The organism is Levilactobacillus koreensis JCM 16448 (assembly GCF_001435525.1).
Classification (GTDB): Bacteria; Bacillota; Bacilli; order Lactobacillales; family Lactobacillaceae; genus Levilactobacillus; species Levilactobacillus koreensis.
Genome location: NZ_AZDP01000089.1, coordinates 66,072 through 81,272, shown reverse-complemented (window position 1 = coordinate 81,272; position 15,201 = coordinate 66,072). Strand labels below are relative to the sequence as shown.

The 15,201-nt window shown below is 52.1% G+C and carries 14 protein-coding genes; 3 read left to right on the top strand and 11 right to left on the bottom strand.

The annotated features are described in order from the left end of the window. Nucleotides 1-89: 89 nt before the first annotated feature. The 3 genes from FC99_RS08280 to FC99_RS08270 form a co-directional block, all read right to left on the bottom strand. On the bottom strand, nt 90-1,013 hold the full coding sequence (locus FC99_RS08280) for an RluA family pseudouridine synthase (RefSeq protein ID WP_420324058.1): 924 nt from the start codon (nt 1,011-1,013) through the stop codon (nt 90-92). Next, on the bottom strand, nt 1,013-1,477 hold the full coding sequence (lspA, locus tag FC99_RS08275; protein WP_048736079.1) for a signal peptidase II: 465 nt from the start codon (nt 1,475-1,477) through the stop codon (nt 1,013-1,015). Before lspA ends, FC99_RS08280 begins: the two co-directional genes overlap by 1 nt. Nucleotides 1,478-2,384: 907 nt before the next feature. Continuing rightward, nucleotides 2,385-3,959: an ATP-binding cassette domain-containing protein gene (locus FC99_RS08270; protein ID WP_048736080.1), complete on the bottom strand. Its 1,575-nt coding sequence runs from the start codon at nt 3,957-3,959 to the stop codon at nt 2,385-2,387. A gap of 205 nt (nt 3,960-4,164) precedes the next feature. Between FC99_RS08270 and FC99_RS08265 the strand changes: the two genes are divergently transcribed. Beyond that, nucleotides 4,165-5,364, top strand: a complete 1,200-nt coding sequence (locus tag FC99_RS08265) for an MFS transporter (RefSeq protein ID WP_048736081.1) — start codon at nt 4,165-4,167, stop codon at nt 5,362-5,364. A gap of 257 nt (nt 5,365-5,621) precedes the next feature. Here the strand turns inward: FC99_RS08265 and FC99_RS08260 are convergent, their stop codons facing one another. Genes FC99_RS08260 through FC99_RS08245 form a run of 4 tightly spaced genes read right to left on the bottom strand, consistent with a single transcriptional unit; the run spans nt 5,622 to nt 8,976 of the window. After that, entirely contained in the window at nt 5,622-6,233 is a 612-nt protein-coding gene (locus tag FC99_RS08260) for a response regulator transcription factor (protein WP_048736082.1), read from the bottom strand. After that, on the bottom strand, nt 6,226-7,353 hold the full coding sequence (locus tag FC99_RS08255; protein WP_048736083.1) for a sensor histidine kinase: 1,128 nt from the start codon (nt 7,351-7,353) through the stop codon (nt 6,226-6,228). Before FC99_RS08255 ends, FC99_RS08260 begins: the two co-directional genes overlap by 8 nt. Then, entirely contained in the window at nt 7,334-8,092 is a 759-nt protein-coding gene (locus FC99_RS08250; protein WP_048736084.1) for an ABC transporter permease, read from the bottom strand. Before FC99_RS08250 ends, FC99_RS08255 begins: the two co-directional genes overlap by 20 nt. Then, nucleotides 8,089-8,976, bottom strand: coding sequence for an ABC transporter ATP-binding protein (locus FC99_RS08245; protein WP_048736085.1), 888 nt, complete (start codon nt 8,974-8,976; stop codon nt 8,089-8,091). Before FC99_RS08245 ends, FC99_RS08250 begins: the two co-directional genes overlap by 4 nt. A 328-nt stretch (nt 8,977-9,304) precedes the next feature. Between FC99_RS08245 and FC99_RS08240 the strand changes: the two genes are divergently transcribed. Next, nucleotides 9,305-9,598, top strand: a complete 294-nt coding sequence (locus tag FC99_RS08240) for a type II toxin-antitoxin system RelB/DinJ family antitoxin (protein ID WP_048736086.1) — start codon at nt 9,305-9,307, stop codon at nt 9,596-9,598. Between the two features lie 314 nt (nt 9,599-9,912). On the opposite strand, the gene FC99_RS08235 is transcribed toward FC99_RS08240, so the two are convergent. Both FC99_RS08235 and FC99_RS08230 read right to left on the bottom strand, forming a co-directional pair. Then, nucleotides 9,913-11,568, bottom strand: a complete 1,656-nt coding sequence (locus FC99_RS08235) for a formate--tetrahydrofolate ligase (RefSeq protein WP_048736087.1) — start codon at nt 11,566-11,568, stop codon at nt 9,913-9,915. Nucleotides 11,569-11,571: 3 nt separating this feature from the next. Beyond that, entirely contained in the window at nt 11,572-11,982 is a 411-nt protein-coding gene (locus FC99_RS08230; RefSeq protein ID WP_048736088.1) for an EbsA family protein, read from the bottom strand. Between the two features lie 38 nt (nt 11,983-12,020). Here FC99_RS08230 and FC99_RS08225 point away from each other — a divergent pair, with 38 nt between their 5' ends. Then, nucleotides 12,021-12,428, top strand: coding sequence for a ribonuclease HI family protein (locus tag FC99_RS08225; protein WP_048736089.1), 408 nt, complete (start codon nt 12,021-12,023; stop codon nt 12,426-12,428). Here FC99_RS08225 and FC99_RS08220 read toward each other — a convergent pair. Both FC99_RS08220 and FC99_RS08215 read right to left on the bottom strand, forming a co-directional pair. Next, nucleotides 12,404-13,528 (bottom strand): NAD(P)/FAD-dependent oxidoreductase, encoded by a 1,125-nt coding sequence (locus FC99_RS08220; protein ID WP_048736090.1) that lies wholly within the window; start codon nt 13,526-13,528, stop codon nt 12,404-12,406. The genes FC99_RS08225 and FC99_RS08220 overlap by 25 nt on opposite strands. A gap of 924 nt (nt 13,529-14,452) precedes the next feature. Next, nucleotides 14,453-15,055, bottom strand: coding sequence for a nitroreductase family protein (locus FC99_RS08215; RefSeq protein WP_048736091.1), 603 nt, complete (start codon nt 15,053-15,055; stop codon nt 14,453-14,455). Nucleotides 15,056-15,201 lie beyond the last annotated feature (146 nt).

Here is a 15,201-nt window from a genome sequence, read left to right as displayed (position 1 = left end):
ACGGGCGCGTTTCTTCGGCAAAATGGTGAAGAAACCCGCCCGCCTGATTCGGCAAACCCGCTTATCTTAGTACGTTCAGCATAAAAAAACTAGATTGCTTTGTCAACCGGTAAGCCGGCTTGTTGGCGCAGGTGACGGACCATCCGCGCAAAGTTATCGGGAACCGGCGCGGTGAAGTCGAGTTGCTCACCCGTCGTGGGCTGCTTGAACCCGAGCTCTCTGGCGTGTAGGAACTGACCGTCACCCTTCAGCGTCTTCTTGGGCCCGTACAACGGATCGCCCGCGACTGGATGGTTGATGTACGCCATGTGGACGCGAATCTGATGGGTCCGGCCGGTCTCTAGGCGACAAGCAATCAACGTGTAGTTACCATAGCGCTCCAGCACGCGGAAATGAGTCACGGCAGGGCGACCATCGGCAACAACGGCCTGTTTTTTCCGGTCCTTAGGTGAACGGCCGAGTGGTGCTCTGATGACCCCTTCTTCTTCCTTAAAGTTACCGTGCACGATGGCCACGTACTCGCGCAGATTGGTCTTAGCCTGGAGCTGTGCCGACAGGCTCTGGTGGGCGTGGTCATTTTTAGCGACCATCAGGAGGCCCGACGTGTCCTTGTCGATCCGGTGGACGATCCCCGGCCGCAACGTCCCGTTAATACTGGACAAGGGGCTGTGGTACAACAAGGCATTGACCAGCGTGTGGTTAGGGTGCCCCGGGGCGGGATGCACGACCATGCCCTGAGGCTTATTGACGACCAACACGTCATCGTCCTCGTAGACCACGTCTAAGGGGATATTTTCTGGTTCGAGATCGAGTGGTTCCGGATCCGGTAGCTCGATGTGGACCGTATCGCCAGGCTTAGGCTTGTCCTTAGGCTTAGCCGCCGCCCCGTTGACCGTGATCTGACCAGCCTCGATGGCGGACTTGGCCTGCGACCGCGAAATGTTATCCACCTGTTCGGCCACTAACTTGTCTAACCGTTCCGTGGTCGTTACCGTAAATTCTTCTGTTTGCATCATTTAGCCTCCCGCCGATCGGTGATGTAGACTCCGATGGCAATTAGAATCACGCCGACCGTTAAGCAACTGTCAGCGAAGTTAAAGATGGGGAAATTGACGAAGTCGAGCTGAAACATGTCGACCACGTACCCCTGAGTTAAGCGGTCAATGAAATTTCCAATGGTGCCCGCCATCATGAGGGCCAAGCCGAGTTCTTCGACCCAGTGCTCCCCCTTATTGCGGTACTGCCAAAAGAAGTAGCCCATGATACCTAAAGCGACGATGGCGATCACCGCAAAGAACCACATCTGGCCCTGTAAAATACTCCAAGCCGCCCCGTCATTACGCAGGTGGGTCAAGGAGAGTATACCCGGGATGACCGGGTGCTCGCCGCCAAGGGCGATGTTGACCACTACCGCGTGCTTGATCCACTGATCGGCAGCGACCAGGAGCACGATTAAGAGTGTATCTGCAATCAGCATAACTTCCGGAACACCTTTCCTATAAGTCGTTACCGAAAAGTATACCAGAAATTTCGGCGTTCTGACGATTCGGTCACGAGAAATTTCGCTTTGTTTCCCGTGAACTAAAAAAGGCCACCCCGCCTTTAGTTGGGCGAAACGACCTGAAAGCTGATATTACTGTGAAATAGCCGCACTCCGGCTGTCAGGGATTCCGCCTGCTGTGGGGACGCTCCGGACTGAGAAGCGGTCCTCCGACTCGCTTTTAAGCCGTGAAAACCACACGTCTTAAAAGTCGCCCATAGTGGTCGCTGACAGCGACCACTATTTCCACGGCTGGCTGCACCCCTGACTTCCTCCGGCTCTGACTGATTTCTCCAATCTAGCCGCTTAGCCCTAAGGCACACAGGTCTTTAAGATTGACCGTTGCCATAAGCTATCCACACAGCAAATACGTGTGCCGTCAGACTGTCCGCAATTTTTTCAACCGATCAAGGTAGTACGACCACCATCTAATCCGCTTCTAGTCCTAATGTTACTATCAGAACAATCTTATCTATAGACTGAGACAACTCGATTGTACCCACACCACTGACCTCTGGACGAATGTGACTTACCGGACAACAGAAAGAATAGCCATACGTCATTATCAGTTAAATCACCGGGTAACTGGCACTCAAAATTATCAACCGTCAATTGTAGTAAAATACAATCAAAGCCGGAGGAGGCCAGAGATGTAGCCGGCCGTGGAGGTGGTGTTAGTTGGCTGCTTTTTTAGCCAGCTTACACCACGGGCGACTTTGAAGACACGTGGTCTTCGTGGCTCCAAATCGAGCGAGAAGACTGGTGCTTTTTCCAGTCTGAAGCGTCCCCACAGCAGGCGGAATCTCTGGCAGCCGCAGTGCGCCCCCTTTTACGCTAATCCCAATCACCTAACCGCCGTCAACTCGCCCGCTGCCAGCGTATAGACGTGGTCAAACAGCGGTAGCACGCTCGCCGGAATGTGGTGGTCGACCTCAATGACGGTCTTATTCAGCCGCAGAATGGTTTGGTGAATGGCGATCGAGGTCTTCTCGTCTAGTGAGGCCGTGCCTTCGTCGATGAAGATCAGGTCGCGGTCAAACAGGATGGCCCGCGCAATCTCTAGTCGTTTGATCTGACCACCGGAGAGGTTCTGGCCGCCCTCGCCGATCTGATAGTCCATGCCGTCCTTTTCAATGAGCTCAGCCAGACCGGCCCGTTGGCAAGCCTGCAAGACCGCTTCATCCGTAAACGCCATGCCCAGGGTCACATTAAACCGTAGCGAGTCGTTGAACACGATTGGCGTCTGGTTGACCGTGCTCATCCCCGCGTAGTCGGTCACGGCTTGATTGTTGATGCTCACCTGACCACTCGCTGGCTGTAAGGCACCATCGATCAGCCGTAACAGCGTCGTCTTCCCACTGCCGGATTCGCCCTGAATCAAGATATTTTCGCCCCGGTTAACCTTCAGCGTCACGTCCTTGAGAATCGACGTGCTGTCCCGGTTAAAGGCCACCCGGTCTAGCGTTAACGTGTTAAAAGCCATCATCGTTGCTTCAGGCGCCGTGGTTGGCTGCAAGGTCTGTCGAATGTGGTCGCGAATCTTCGTTGTACTGTTTAACGTATTGAAGCTACTGATCACGCCCCGAGCACTGTTGATGATCATGTTAGACGAGTACTGAATCGCCACGAATTGGGCCAAACTGATGCGACCAATGACCGCGGCGTAGATCCCAATGCCAATGGGAATGTACGTACACAAGTAGAAGAGGCCCTCCGCCACGCCATTCGACAAGGCAATCGTATTCTTGGCGGCTGCATTAGCCTGCTCAACGCCTTGAATTGCGGGATTCGTTTTCTCTTCGACACCCCTGATCGCGCGGTACTGGCGAATCGAAAGCGCTCCAGTCAGGACATCCTTTAACATCCCCGACCAATGATTGTTGCGCGTCGACCAGATCCCCGTTTTAGCCCCGATCTGCTTGCCAAATCGACCGGGAACTGCCGCCGGAATCACCATAAACGCTAAGAAGACCAGGGTGAGGACAACGTTATTCTTCAGTGAATAGACCAGCGTCACGACCGAAGCAACCGCTAAACTGATCAACGTGAACAGCTGGCGAATATAGTTATCCTCTAACAATTTCAAGTCATTCATGAAAAAGGACAGGTTAGTCGCCACGAAGTCCTTGGTGTCGACCGTTCGTTCCCGTAACAGGCTCCGCAAAAGGGCGGCCTTCAAGTGCTGGTTGATGGCGACCACATTTCGATTGACCACCCTGGTATTCCAATAAGTGAGCAACGTAAAGATCAAATACCCACTGATCACGATGACCACGAACGGCACCAACCAAGCGAGGTGCTTGCCACCAATGATCGTAAAAATAAAGGCGTACGTGGCGGCATTGAACGGCGTTTCCAGCCCCAACAAAACGGCCATCAGAATTGCCAGCCCCATCAAGCGTTTATTGACAAATCTCATAAAGACTCCCCCTAGTCTCTTAATGTTGTTGCTAACCATACACGTTGTCGGTCCCGGCGTACCAATTACCCTCCCGTTTGATTTGGTCACTGAACTAAGTTAACGGCTTCGTTAAGTCACCACGCCAACTCATAACATCCCACCAACCCCTTAGTCATTTCGTGCTAAGGTCGACCCTAACTTAATCACTAAGGAAGTGAGCGGCATGGTGGGCAACAAAAACATTATTCTGGTGAGTCAGTTTATCAACGACTTCGGGTCGGGCTTTTCGCGGGTGGCCCTGATTATTTTGATTACCACCTGGTTTCACGCCGCTATCTACGTGGGCATCTACTCCTTTTGCCTCTTCGTCCCCGGCATCGTCTTGGCCGCACCCATTGGCCACTTTGTCGATCAGCAAGCGCGGCTAAAGCCCTTCCTGCTTAAAACGAGTCTGGCCGCAGCCGTTGCCGTCCTGTTAATCTTAGGCTTGGTTGCCTGGCGAGTGAAAAATTTTCCGTTGCTCATCGCCAGCGCCATCCTCTACGACACCTGTGCTTCCTTTTACGGTCCCATCATTACTAAACTCACGGTGCGCTTATTCAGCGCCGCCGTCTACAGTCGCCTCAACGCCGCCATCAGTACGGCCATGATGAGCGCCAACCTGCTCTCGGGGGTTATCGTGACTGCCCTGATGACCGTATTACCGCTAGCCACGCTGTTTGTGGCAGACTTCCTATCCTACCTGATCGTCTTTGGCCTCTTGATCGGCCTCCACGAGCAACCAGTCACAAAAGCGCCGGCCCCCACGACCTTTTCCGGATCGGCCTGGAACGGTTTTAGCTACGTACGCCAGCTCTTTCGACAGTTTACGGCGTTGGTCCCCGTCCTCACGACCGCTCTACTCTTTAACGTTTTGCTAACTCCCAACGATGTCTACTTCACCCAGCTCGCCACCATGGTCTTTCACAATACCAAGGCGACCGGCCTGATGACGTCGGCATTCTCCATCGGCTTTCTGCTGGGGTCCGTCCTGTACCGCTGGCTGGCGAAGTCCGTGCGACTGCACACCTTCATTCAAATCTCGTTGGTGGAGATTCCCATTGCGTTTTTCTTGTTTGGCGAGTCGAAATGGCTGCTGGGGTCCTTATTCGGCGTCGTCTTGTTGGGAAGCGCCTTACCCTTCTTCAACATCTCCAACAAGACCATCCTGCAAAAGCAGGTACCGGAAACCGACCTCGCCACCGTGTCCAACAGCTACTACGCCCTCATCAACCTCAGCCAACCCATCGGCCTGCTGGGCATCCCCCTGATCATTGATGCACTGGGGATGCGGTCATTTACGTTGCTCGCTAGCGTGACCTACCTCGCCATCGCCGGCGGAATCCTTGCGACGAAGCAGATCTCACCGGCATTGGACCGGTAGTGTATGTTAGGCGCACTGCGGTTAGCAAGGATTCGCACCATTAAGATAGTGTGAAATTGTCGCACTCCGGCTGCCGGGGATTCCGCCTGCCGCGGGGTCGCTTCAGACTGGGAAATCCCCAGTCTTCTCGCTCGCTTTGACACCACAAAACCCGTTAAGCCATTCTGTTGCAATGGGTTAACGGGTTTTATATTGCTATCACTTATTACGATTCGAAATTAGTTGGCAGTAACAAGTTTCTTAAAAGGTCCAGTCACTCACGACGCTAACCACTTGTTTCGCTGGGCCACCTGAATGGCTTCCAACCGGTTGTGCACCCCTAATTTACTAAAAATCGCCGACAAATAATTACGCACCGTGCCGGCCGACAAGTACAACTGCGCCGCAATTTCCTTGGTTGGCAACCCTTGTGCGGCGGCCTTTAATACTGCTAGTTCACGCTCCGTTAAGGGATTTTTATCCGCTGACAGCATATTGACCACCAATTCCGGTGCATAGATCGTGGCACCGGCCATCACCTGGCGAATCGCCGCAATCAAGTCATCACTGGGACTGTCCTTTAACAAGTAGCCCGCCACTTGCGCGGTTACGGCTCGTTCAAAATAAGCCTTTTGCGCAAAGGTCGTCAAAATAATGACCTTGGTCGGTAACTTGGCTGCCTGAATCTGGTCGGCCACATCTAATCCCGACAGACCGGGCATCTCAATATCTAAGATGGCAACCTGTGGCTGCAGCCGCTGGATTTCGGCCCAAGCAGTTTGCCCATCGCCGGCCGAACCGACCACATGTAGGTCATCCTCTAGTTCTAGTAACTGCGTCAAAGCGGAGTTCAACATGCTCTGATCTTCAGCTAAATATAACTCAATCACGCTTGGCCATCTCCTTGGGAATAGTTAATATGAGTTGTGTGCCCCGACTCGGCGTTCCAATCGCAAACGTCCCGTGAGCTTCGAGCAGCCGCGCTTGCATGCCAGTGATTCCATTAGCACCGTCCCGTGTCAACGACCCACCTTTACCATCATCCTGGATGACGACCTGATACCCCTGATGCGGCTCACTGAAGGTCACCTCGACTTGATGAGCGTGGGCGTGACGAATCACATTCGTCAACGCCTCGGCCATCGTGGCGGCAAACACACCTTGAATCGTTGTTGGCCATTGAATGGCAAGCTTTTCACCGGTCGTCGTCAGCCAAACATTCGCCGCCAGCAGATTTCGATTCTGTTCCAGGAGAACCTCGCTAAGCGACCGCTGATGCAAATCATTCACAATCGAACGAACCATTTGTAAATTTTGGCGACTAGTCTGCTCAATATCATCGAGCTCGGCGGCGACTTTATCGGGCGCCTTAACCAGCAGCTTCTTAGCGAGCTCCGTTTTTAACGTAATCATCGAAAAGCTCTGTCCCAGAGTATCATGCAAATCCCGCGCAATCCGCTCACGCTCGTCGCGTTGCACAATCGCCTGTAACCGCCGATTAGTCTGGCGTAACTGCCGTTGCCGCACAATTGATCGTGATAGGGTATACGACAATATTGGTGAAATTATGGGGAAAATGAGCCCCATGACCTGACCATTCTGCCAACCCAAAACGCCTGGGGAAGTCTGAACAGCGTGCCAAATCCCACCAATTATAAATGCATAGTAGCCCGTTAAAAACCAATAAAAAACTTTTTTGGGCTGACGACTCAGAATAAAGGAGACTTGCCACCCCGGAAAGATGATCAAATAAAGATTCTCGCCTAATGTGGCAAATAACCCCGTCACTAACAATTCGAGCGGTATCGTCACTGGTCGCCAACTCTCTTTTTCGACGACCAAAATGTATAGCACCAAGAAAACCGCTAATAGGCCTAGCCAAATCCAATCAGCGACCGTTTTAGCTGGAACATACACGGCCACTGAATACGGTAAATAACATAGCCAAATATAGCTGGTCCACTCTAAATTTTTAAACTTAGTTGCCCATCTAGACCTCGACAACCCCATCACCCCGTTTAAGTAATTGGCGCGTGCCGCCGACCACGATGATGGTCAGCAATCCAATCCACCCGAAGACCCCAATTACAGTTGTTGTATTAAGTGTAGCATGAGTGGCGACGGCGCCCAACCAATCATTCACGAAATAAGTCGGCATTAACTTACCAACCGGCCGCAGCCAACCTGGTAACATCGCCATTGGCCACCATAAGCCACTGATAATCGCCATTGGAAAGGTAATGAGGTTACTAACGACACTTAACGTTTCGGCACGGTTAATGAACGACACCAAGACACCAATCAGCATTGTCGGAAGTTGACCAATCAAGGCGATGCCAACGATTGCTGCCCATTGACCAGCCGTTAAGCTGACTTGATTAAAGACAACCGCCAAGCCACCTAAAACAACAATCGCCAGGGTATTCATCACCATGCTCCATACGCCAATCGACAAGTAGTATGCGTTGACCCCCGTTGGTGTGCGCTGTAGCCATTGCAACAAGCCCTGTTCGCGGTCATGCATCAAGATCTGAGCAATCCCGAACAACGCATTAATCGTCCCGCTATAAACGATCATACTGGCCATATACTGTAGGTTAAAGCGCGTCGGTACCGCCCCCGACGCCATGACTTTTGTAAACAACAAGTAGAACCCCGCTGGCATTAAGATTGAAAAGAATTGAAACGAGAAATTCCGTAAAATCAATCGCCGACCGTCAAATTTTAGCTGTGCTAGTAATGTGTTCATGCTTTAACCCCCTTGGTTAGCTGGACAAAAATGTCCGACAATGATTCCCGATTGACTGCCACTTGCTGTAACTGCGCTAAATATGGGACCAGTGCTTGCAAAGTGGCATCCCCATCCTCACTCCTAATTTTGATTATCTGGTGACTACCGCTCACCGCGGTTACACCCGCTAAGTGGTCAAAGGTCGTCACGGGCAAACCAGTCTGGAAGGTAATTGCCACTTGCTGATAACGCTGCTGTAAGGCCGCAAAGGTTCCCTGAAACGCAAACTGGCCATGCTGCAACAAGAAGATCCGATCGGCTATTCGTTCAATCTCGGGCAAATAGTGACTGGTGATAATCAACGTTTTACCTTGCGCTTTCAAGGCCTGAATTCGTTGCCAGAATGCCTGTTGGGCGTTAGTATCCATCCCGACCGTTGGCTCATCCAAAAATAATAAATCAGGATTGCTGATCAAAGCTAGCGCAAACGTCACTCGGCGCAACTGACCACCTGACAAGGCCGTTAACTGCTGCTGTGCAAATTCAGTTAGGTCCAGATCCATGATTAATTTCGCTGCTGATAAGGGTGCCGGATAATGTGCCACCGCCATCGTCAGTAAATCGGTCACGGTCACCCCACGAATGGCCATGTCGCCTTGCAACATAGAACCAATCTTTTGTTTAGCCATTAGACTCCCCGGTGCTTGGCCGAATACCGTTAACTCACCGCTATCCGCCGCACGAGCCCCTAACAGTAAGTTTAGCAGAGTCGTCTTACCGGCACCGTTTTCCCCAATTAACCCGATGATCTCGCCAGCTTCAATCGTTAAATCCACCTGCTTTAAAACCCGATGCTGTCCATAGCTAAAGCTCAGTTTTTTTGCTTGTATGATGGTCGTCATTTCATTCATCCTCCTTTGAATAACCTTAGTTTAGCAAGCCGATTAATTGACGACTAGTTGGGTTTGTCATGAGCTGTTGGTGACATTTGTCATATCTTATTTGATTTGCATGAATGCGTTCAGTTTCTTTCGAGGCCAAAGCTATCTCCTTATTGAGACAATATATCTTCAACCACGCTTTAAATCTCCCCTCAAATAACCAGTATCTGCTAGAACATACAGACAATTACTGACTAAGGCTAATCACAGCGAGGTCAATTTTCTATACTTTTGTGCCTATTGGTGATAAAATCATCTCCAATAGGCACAGATAGGAGACGATAAAAATATGATCAATCCCCAAAGCCCCAAAAAAACACGGCTCACGATTCGGATGGATCTGGCCCGCAAACAAAAGGCCGAACAAGTCGCAAATAGCTTAGGTATCGACCTTACCGGAGCAGTCAATATGTTCATTTCACAAATGATCAAAGAAAATGGCATGCCATTTAAACCGACTAATAGCACGCTGGCGACTGAACTAGACCAGGCACTAGAAGAAGTCAAAAATGGCGATACTAACACCGTTTCAGTCGATGACTTTATGAAGATTCTCGATAATCCTGAAGACTACGATGATTAGAAAAGTCAGATATACCAAACTATTTTTACGAAATTGGAAAAAGCTGCAAAAAATGCATTATGATACCGCAAAAATGAAGATGAGATCACTTTATTAGTGCTAAATACCGGCTCACACGACATGCTTTAGCCCTAGAAAAGAGGACCCTCAAAAATTAAAGGGCTGCTGAAAAGACAGTCAAAGCTATTTAAAGCGTTACCTGAATGGAATCCTACATTCGGGTAACGCTTTCTCTTTATGATGCCATTAAAAAGGCCGCCACGAGAATTTTTCGCAACGACCTTCATTACTATATTCAACTAAAAATTTCAGCTTTAGAACAAGCCCGTGATCTTCCCGTCAGCGTCAATGTCCATATCCAACGCCGCTGGATGCTTAGGCAAGCCCGGCATAGTCAAGACGTTCCCCGTCATGGCCACGACGAAGCCGGCACCCAAGCGTGGGGCGAACTCGCGGACGTGAATCGTGAAGTCGGTTGGTGCACCGAGCGCATGTGCGTCGTCCGTTAAGGAGTACTGCGTCTTGGCCATGCAGACGGGGAGCTTATCCCAGCCATACTTGGCGAAGGTCTTCAGTTGCCGTTGCGCCTTGGTCGACAGTTCGACCTTGGCCCCACCGTAGATCTTCTGGGTGATGGCCGTCATCTGCGTGACCAGGTCGGTATGTTCTGGCGTCAACCGGGTGAAATGACTCGGTTGCTTCGTCGCCGCAACCACCTTTTCGGCCAGATCAGCCGCACCGGCACCGCCATCGGCCCAAACGGTTGTAGTGGCCACGGGCACGTTTAGGGCGGCCACGTCAGCCGTCAATGCGGCCACTTCGGCATCGGTATCACTGGTGAAGCGGTTGATCGCCACGACGACCGGCACGCCGTACTGCTGCATGCTGGCAATGTGGCGCTTCAGGTTGGCACTGCCTTGTTGCAAGGCCGCCACGTTTTCCTGTTCGAGATCGGCTCGCTTGACGCCACCGTTGTACTTGAGCGCCCGAATCGTGGCCACGATGACCACGGCGTCCGGCGTCTTACCTAAGACCGGTGTCTTAATGTCCATAAACTTCTCGCCACCCAGATCGGCACCGAAACCGGCTTCGGTCACGGTGTAATCGCCCAGTTGCAGGGCCGTTTGCGTCGCTAGAACCGAGTTACAGCCATGCGCGATGTTGGCAAAAGGTCCCCCATGAATGATGGCGGGATTGTGTTCCAACGTCTGCACTAAGTTGGGCTTGATGGCGTCCTTTAGCAGCAAGGTAATCGCCCCGCCAACCTTCAAGTCACCGACCGTCACGGGTTCGCGGTCGTAGTTGTAGCCAATCAAGATGCGGTTGACCCGGCGCTTCAAGTCCGTTAAGTCTTCACTCAGGCACAGTACGGCCATGAGTTCACTGGCCACGGTGATGTCAAAACCATCTTGACGGGGCACACCGGACGTCCGGCCGCCCAAACCAATGACCGTTTGCCGTAAGGCCCGGTCATTGATGTCTAGGACCCGCTTCCACACGATTTGCCGTGGGTCCAGGTTCAAGGCGTTTCCCTGTTGGATGTGGTTGTCGATCAAGGCTGCCAAGGTGTCATGGGCCTCAGTCAGGGCGTGCATGTCCCCCGTAAAATGCAGGTTGATGTCTTCCATGGGAACGACCTGGGCGTAGCCCCCACCGGTCGCGCCACCCTTCAATCCCATGACGGGACCAAGGGAAGGTTCCCGCAGCGCCAACACTGTCTGATGGCCTAAGCGGTTCATGGCATCCCCTAACCCAACGACCACGGTCGACTTGCCCTCACCGGCTGGGGTGGGGTTGATCGACGTGACCAGCACTAATTTTCCTTGAGGCCGGGATTCGGCCAGTGGCAGGTCGATTTTGGCCTTGGTGTGGCCGTAAGGTTCGATCTGATCGGGGGTCAACCCCACCTTGGCCGCAATTTTTTCGATTGGTTCTAACTTAGTTGCTTGTGAAATTTCGATATCGTTCAACTACTAGTCCTCCTTAGCATTTGCCGTCATGGCGTCTTGAATTAAACCGGCGAGTTCAATGGCGGAGTTCCGCGGTAACAGGAACTGATAAATCTTCCCCTGCGCCACGATGCCCAGTCGGTAACGCGCCAAGTTCACACTGCGGACCTGGTCCAATGGAATCACTAAATGGTGGTGATTCAAGACCGTACTGACGGTCAATACGCCGTTTGCCATGGTAATATTTCTGTAGTGGACCTCTAACCAGCACAGAAAGGCGAAGGCTGCGAAGAGCCCCAGCGTGTACCAATTAAAGTGCGTGATCTCGAGCCAAAAGATGGCCCCGAGCATCAGGACCATTAGCGTCCAGCTCCAGTTGATCACGCTACTAATTGGGTTCGGTTGATACAAAAAACGCCGTTCCTGGGTTATCATTACTTACAACACCTCACGAATGAATTGGAGTGATTCTTGTGTATTCTTTGTATACGGACGCCGCGACACAACCGCAGAGTGGGTTGAGTGCCGGGGGCATCTTGATTATTCACGACCACCAGCAGACCCAGTTAAAGGCCGCCTTACACGCCACCACCAACCACACGGCCGAATTTGAGATCGCCCGCATGGGATTTGAAAAATTGGCGGCGTTAGTCGGTGACCAGGCGCAACAGGCCACGGTCTTATTTTATACCGATAGCCAAATCGTTAGCGATAGTTTGGCCAAACATTATGCGAAACATTACCAAAAATTAGTCGACGAGTTGTTGGCCGCGCAGGCACCCTTTCAATTGGTCCTGACGCAGTGGGTCCCCGAGAAACAAAATCAGGGCGCCCACACGCTAGCAAATCAAGCACTTCACTTCGCCGAAGACGCCAAGTAAGTCGTCAATGGTAACTCGTATTCGCTCCAGTCGGGCGTTCCACCGTAAAGGGCTGACCCCGCCAATAACCGACCGATCTGGGGTCCCGTCGTCAGACCAGAAGACCCCAGTCCGGAAGCCACTAGGAATGTCTCCTGTTCTGGGAGCGGCCCAAAGAATGGTGCGAAATCATTGGCATAGGCTCTGGTTCCGACCCGTACACCGGTCAAACTCTCGGCGGTGAGGCCCGGCATCAACCGTTGGGCACTGCCTAAGAGATCGGCCGTCACCGCTGAATCGACGGTCAGGTTGAACTTGCCGTCGTCTTCGTGAGTGGCCCCAACGATCAATTTTCCGTGACCAAATGGCACAAAGTCTCGTTCGCCCTCGGGCATGACGACGGGCATATTTTCCTGTAACGGATAGTCCTTAACGGCTAACTCGATCAGTTGCCCCTTCTGTGGCCGAACGTCTGCCACAACGCCTAAAGGTGCCAGCAGTTCCTTCAACCAAGCCCCCGCAGCGACGATGACCCGGTCGAATTGCCGGTTGCCTAAAGAGGTCACGACTTGGCCATCGGGCGTCAAGGAGACGCGTTCATGGCGGACCGTTAAGTTCTTGGCGCTGGCCCGGTCGAGCAGGTCGTTGACCAGAGCGGCGCCGTCAACTCTGGCCCCACCACTGATGAAGACACCGGGTTGGGCGTTCCCCAGCAGTGGCACCTTGGCTTGGACCTCGGCTGCCGTGAGCGTTGACACCTTACCCATGGTCGCCGCGTCTTGCCGCCGCTCTTGAGCTAACTGGTACAGAACTTCTAAGTCGGTCGGCACTTCGCGGGTCACGATGGTCCCCGTTTGTTGGTAAACTTCGGTTCCTAATTGGGCGTCGTGAATCAATTCGGGATATAAATCGGCCCCCGCCTTGGCTAAGCGGTACCAGCGTTGATTCCGCCGTTTAGATAACCAGGGTGAAATGATGCCGGCTGCGGCCTTGCTGGCTTGACCGACCCCATCGTCAAACAACGTGACCTTAACTTGTTGGGCGCCAGGCAACGTGCTCAAATAATAAGCAGCGGTCGCCCCGACGATCCCACCACCGATGATGGCAATTTTCTTTTGCATATTTTACCTCCTGATATAGAAAGTACTAAAGCGGGCATTGGTGCCCAGCTGATTGGCTGGCATCAGCACCCGTGGCTACCTTTCATTTTAGCATAAGTTCTCCCGCTACAACCAGTTAGGTTCTTAGTGACCAAAATCACCGTAAAACGGTCGCCTCCAGCTGCTACATTGATATAGATTGCCGCGCTACGGCTGCCAGGGATTCCGCCTGCTGTGGGGACGCTTCAGCCTGGAAAGCCACCAGTCTTCTCGCTCGCTTTTAAGCCGCAAAGATCATGCATCTTAAAAGTCGCCCATAGTGGTCGCTACAAGCGACCACTATTTCCACGGCTGGCTGCATCCCTGGGCTCCGCCGGCTCCGATTGTGTTTTACCACGACAATTGCCAAATGATTGGTGCACACTAACCTGTCTGGTTAATATCGATTTTCTCACTCATCTTCCCAGTCAACAGAAACCACTGTGCAAGGCAAAGGTCATGCTAAGTTGCCTAATTTTCACACAAATATCGTTGCTATATCAAGCTTAAGCAGCATTTAGTCGAGACGAAAAGGACCGGCCACCACATTTTTTCATGTGGGACCGGTCCTTTTGATGTCATTTTAGGTTACGTGCTTGCCGACAATCTTGGTCAAATACAGACGAATCAGCACACTGACCACCTGTAAACTGACTAGTGAATGTGTCTAATCGATCACCAGACTAGCTTTGGTGTAGAAAACCAAGCTTAGCCGGAGGAGGACAGGGATGTAGCCAGCCGTGTCGACGATGTTAGTCGGGGTACCTTCCCGAGTTACATCGTGGGACGACCTGAGAGACGCATGAACTTTGCGGCTTTCAGGCGAGCCGTAAGCCCTCTCTTTGGCTGAAGGCGTTCCCCACAGCAGGCGCAATCCCTGGCAGCCGCAGCGCGACGATCTTAGCCTCAGTTAAAAACCAAGAAACGGTCGTCGTCAGTCATGTACTCCTTGGTGCCGGCTGAGCTTTCGATAGAACCGAAGTCCATTTCTGCCCGGAGTTTCCAGCTACCAGGAAGGTTAAAGGCGGCCCGGACTTCGTCATCGATCAGCGGATTGTAATGCTGAAGGTTGGCACCGATACCGTTTTCGGCCAGCGCCGTCCAAACGGCTTGTTGGGTCCCACCTTGGGACTGTTCGGACCAATCCTGGAAGTTGGCGGCATACAGTGGGAAGTTCTCTTCGAATTCCTTGACCGTCTTGGTTTCGGTGTAGAACAGCACCGTTCCAAAGGCCGCCTTGAAGGCATTGATCTTAGCCGTTGTCTTGGCAAAGGCAGCTTCATCGGGAACTTCTTGCTTCAGCCGGTCGATCACGATGTCCCAGAGCTTTTCGTGGGATTCGCCGAATAAGATCACGGCGCGTTGCGTTTGGTTGTTAAAGGCCGTTGGGGCTTGCTTAATGCTTTCTTGAATCAAGCTAGTCAGCTCAGTCGTTGAGAACTTGACGTTACGGCCTAAGTTATAAATCGACCGCCGTTTTTTTAAGAGTTCAATAGAATTCGTTTCCATAGTTTACATAACCTCACTTTAATTTTCCCGTTTACGGGTACCTGTTAGTTTCAGTCAACCACGCCCGTTTAAAAACGGACGCTTGTGAGAACCACACCTCAAGGCATGGCGACCACAATTTGCTTAGATACAGCGCTAGCCTACGC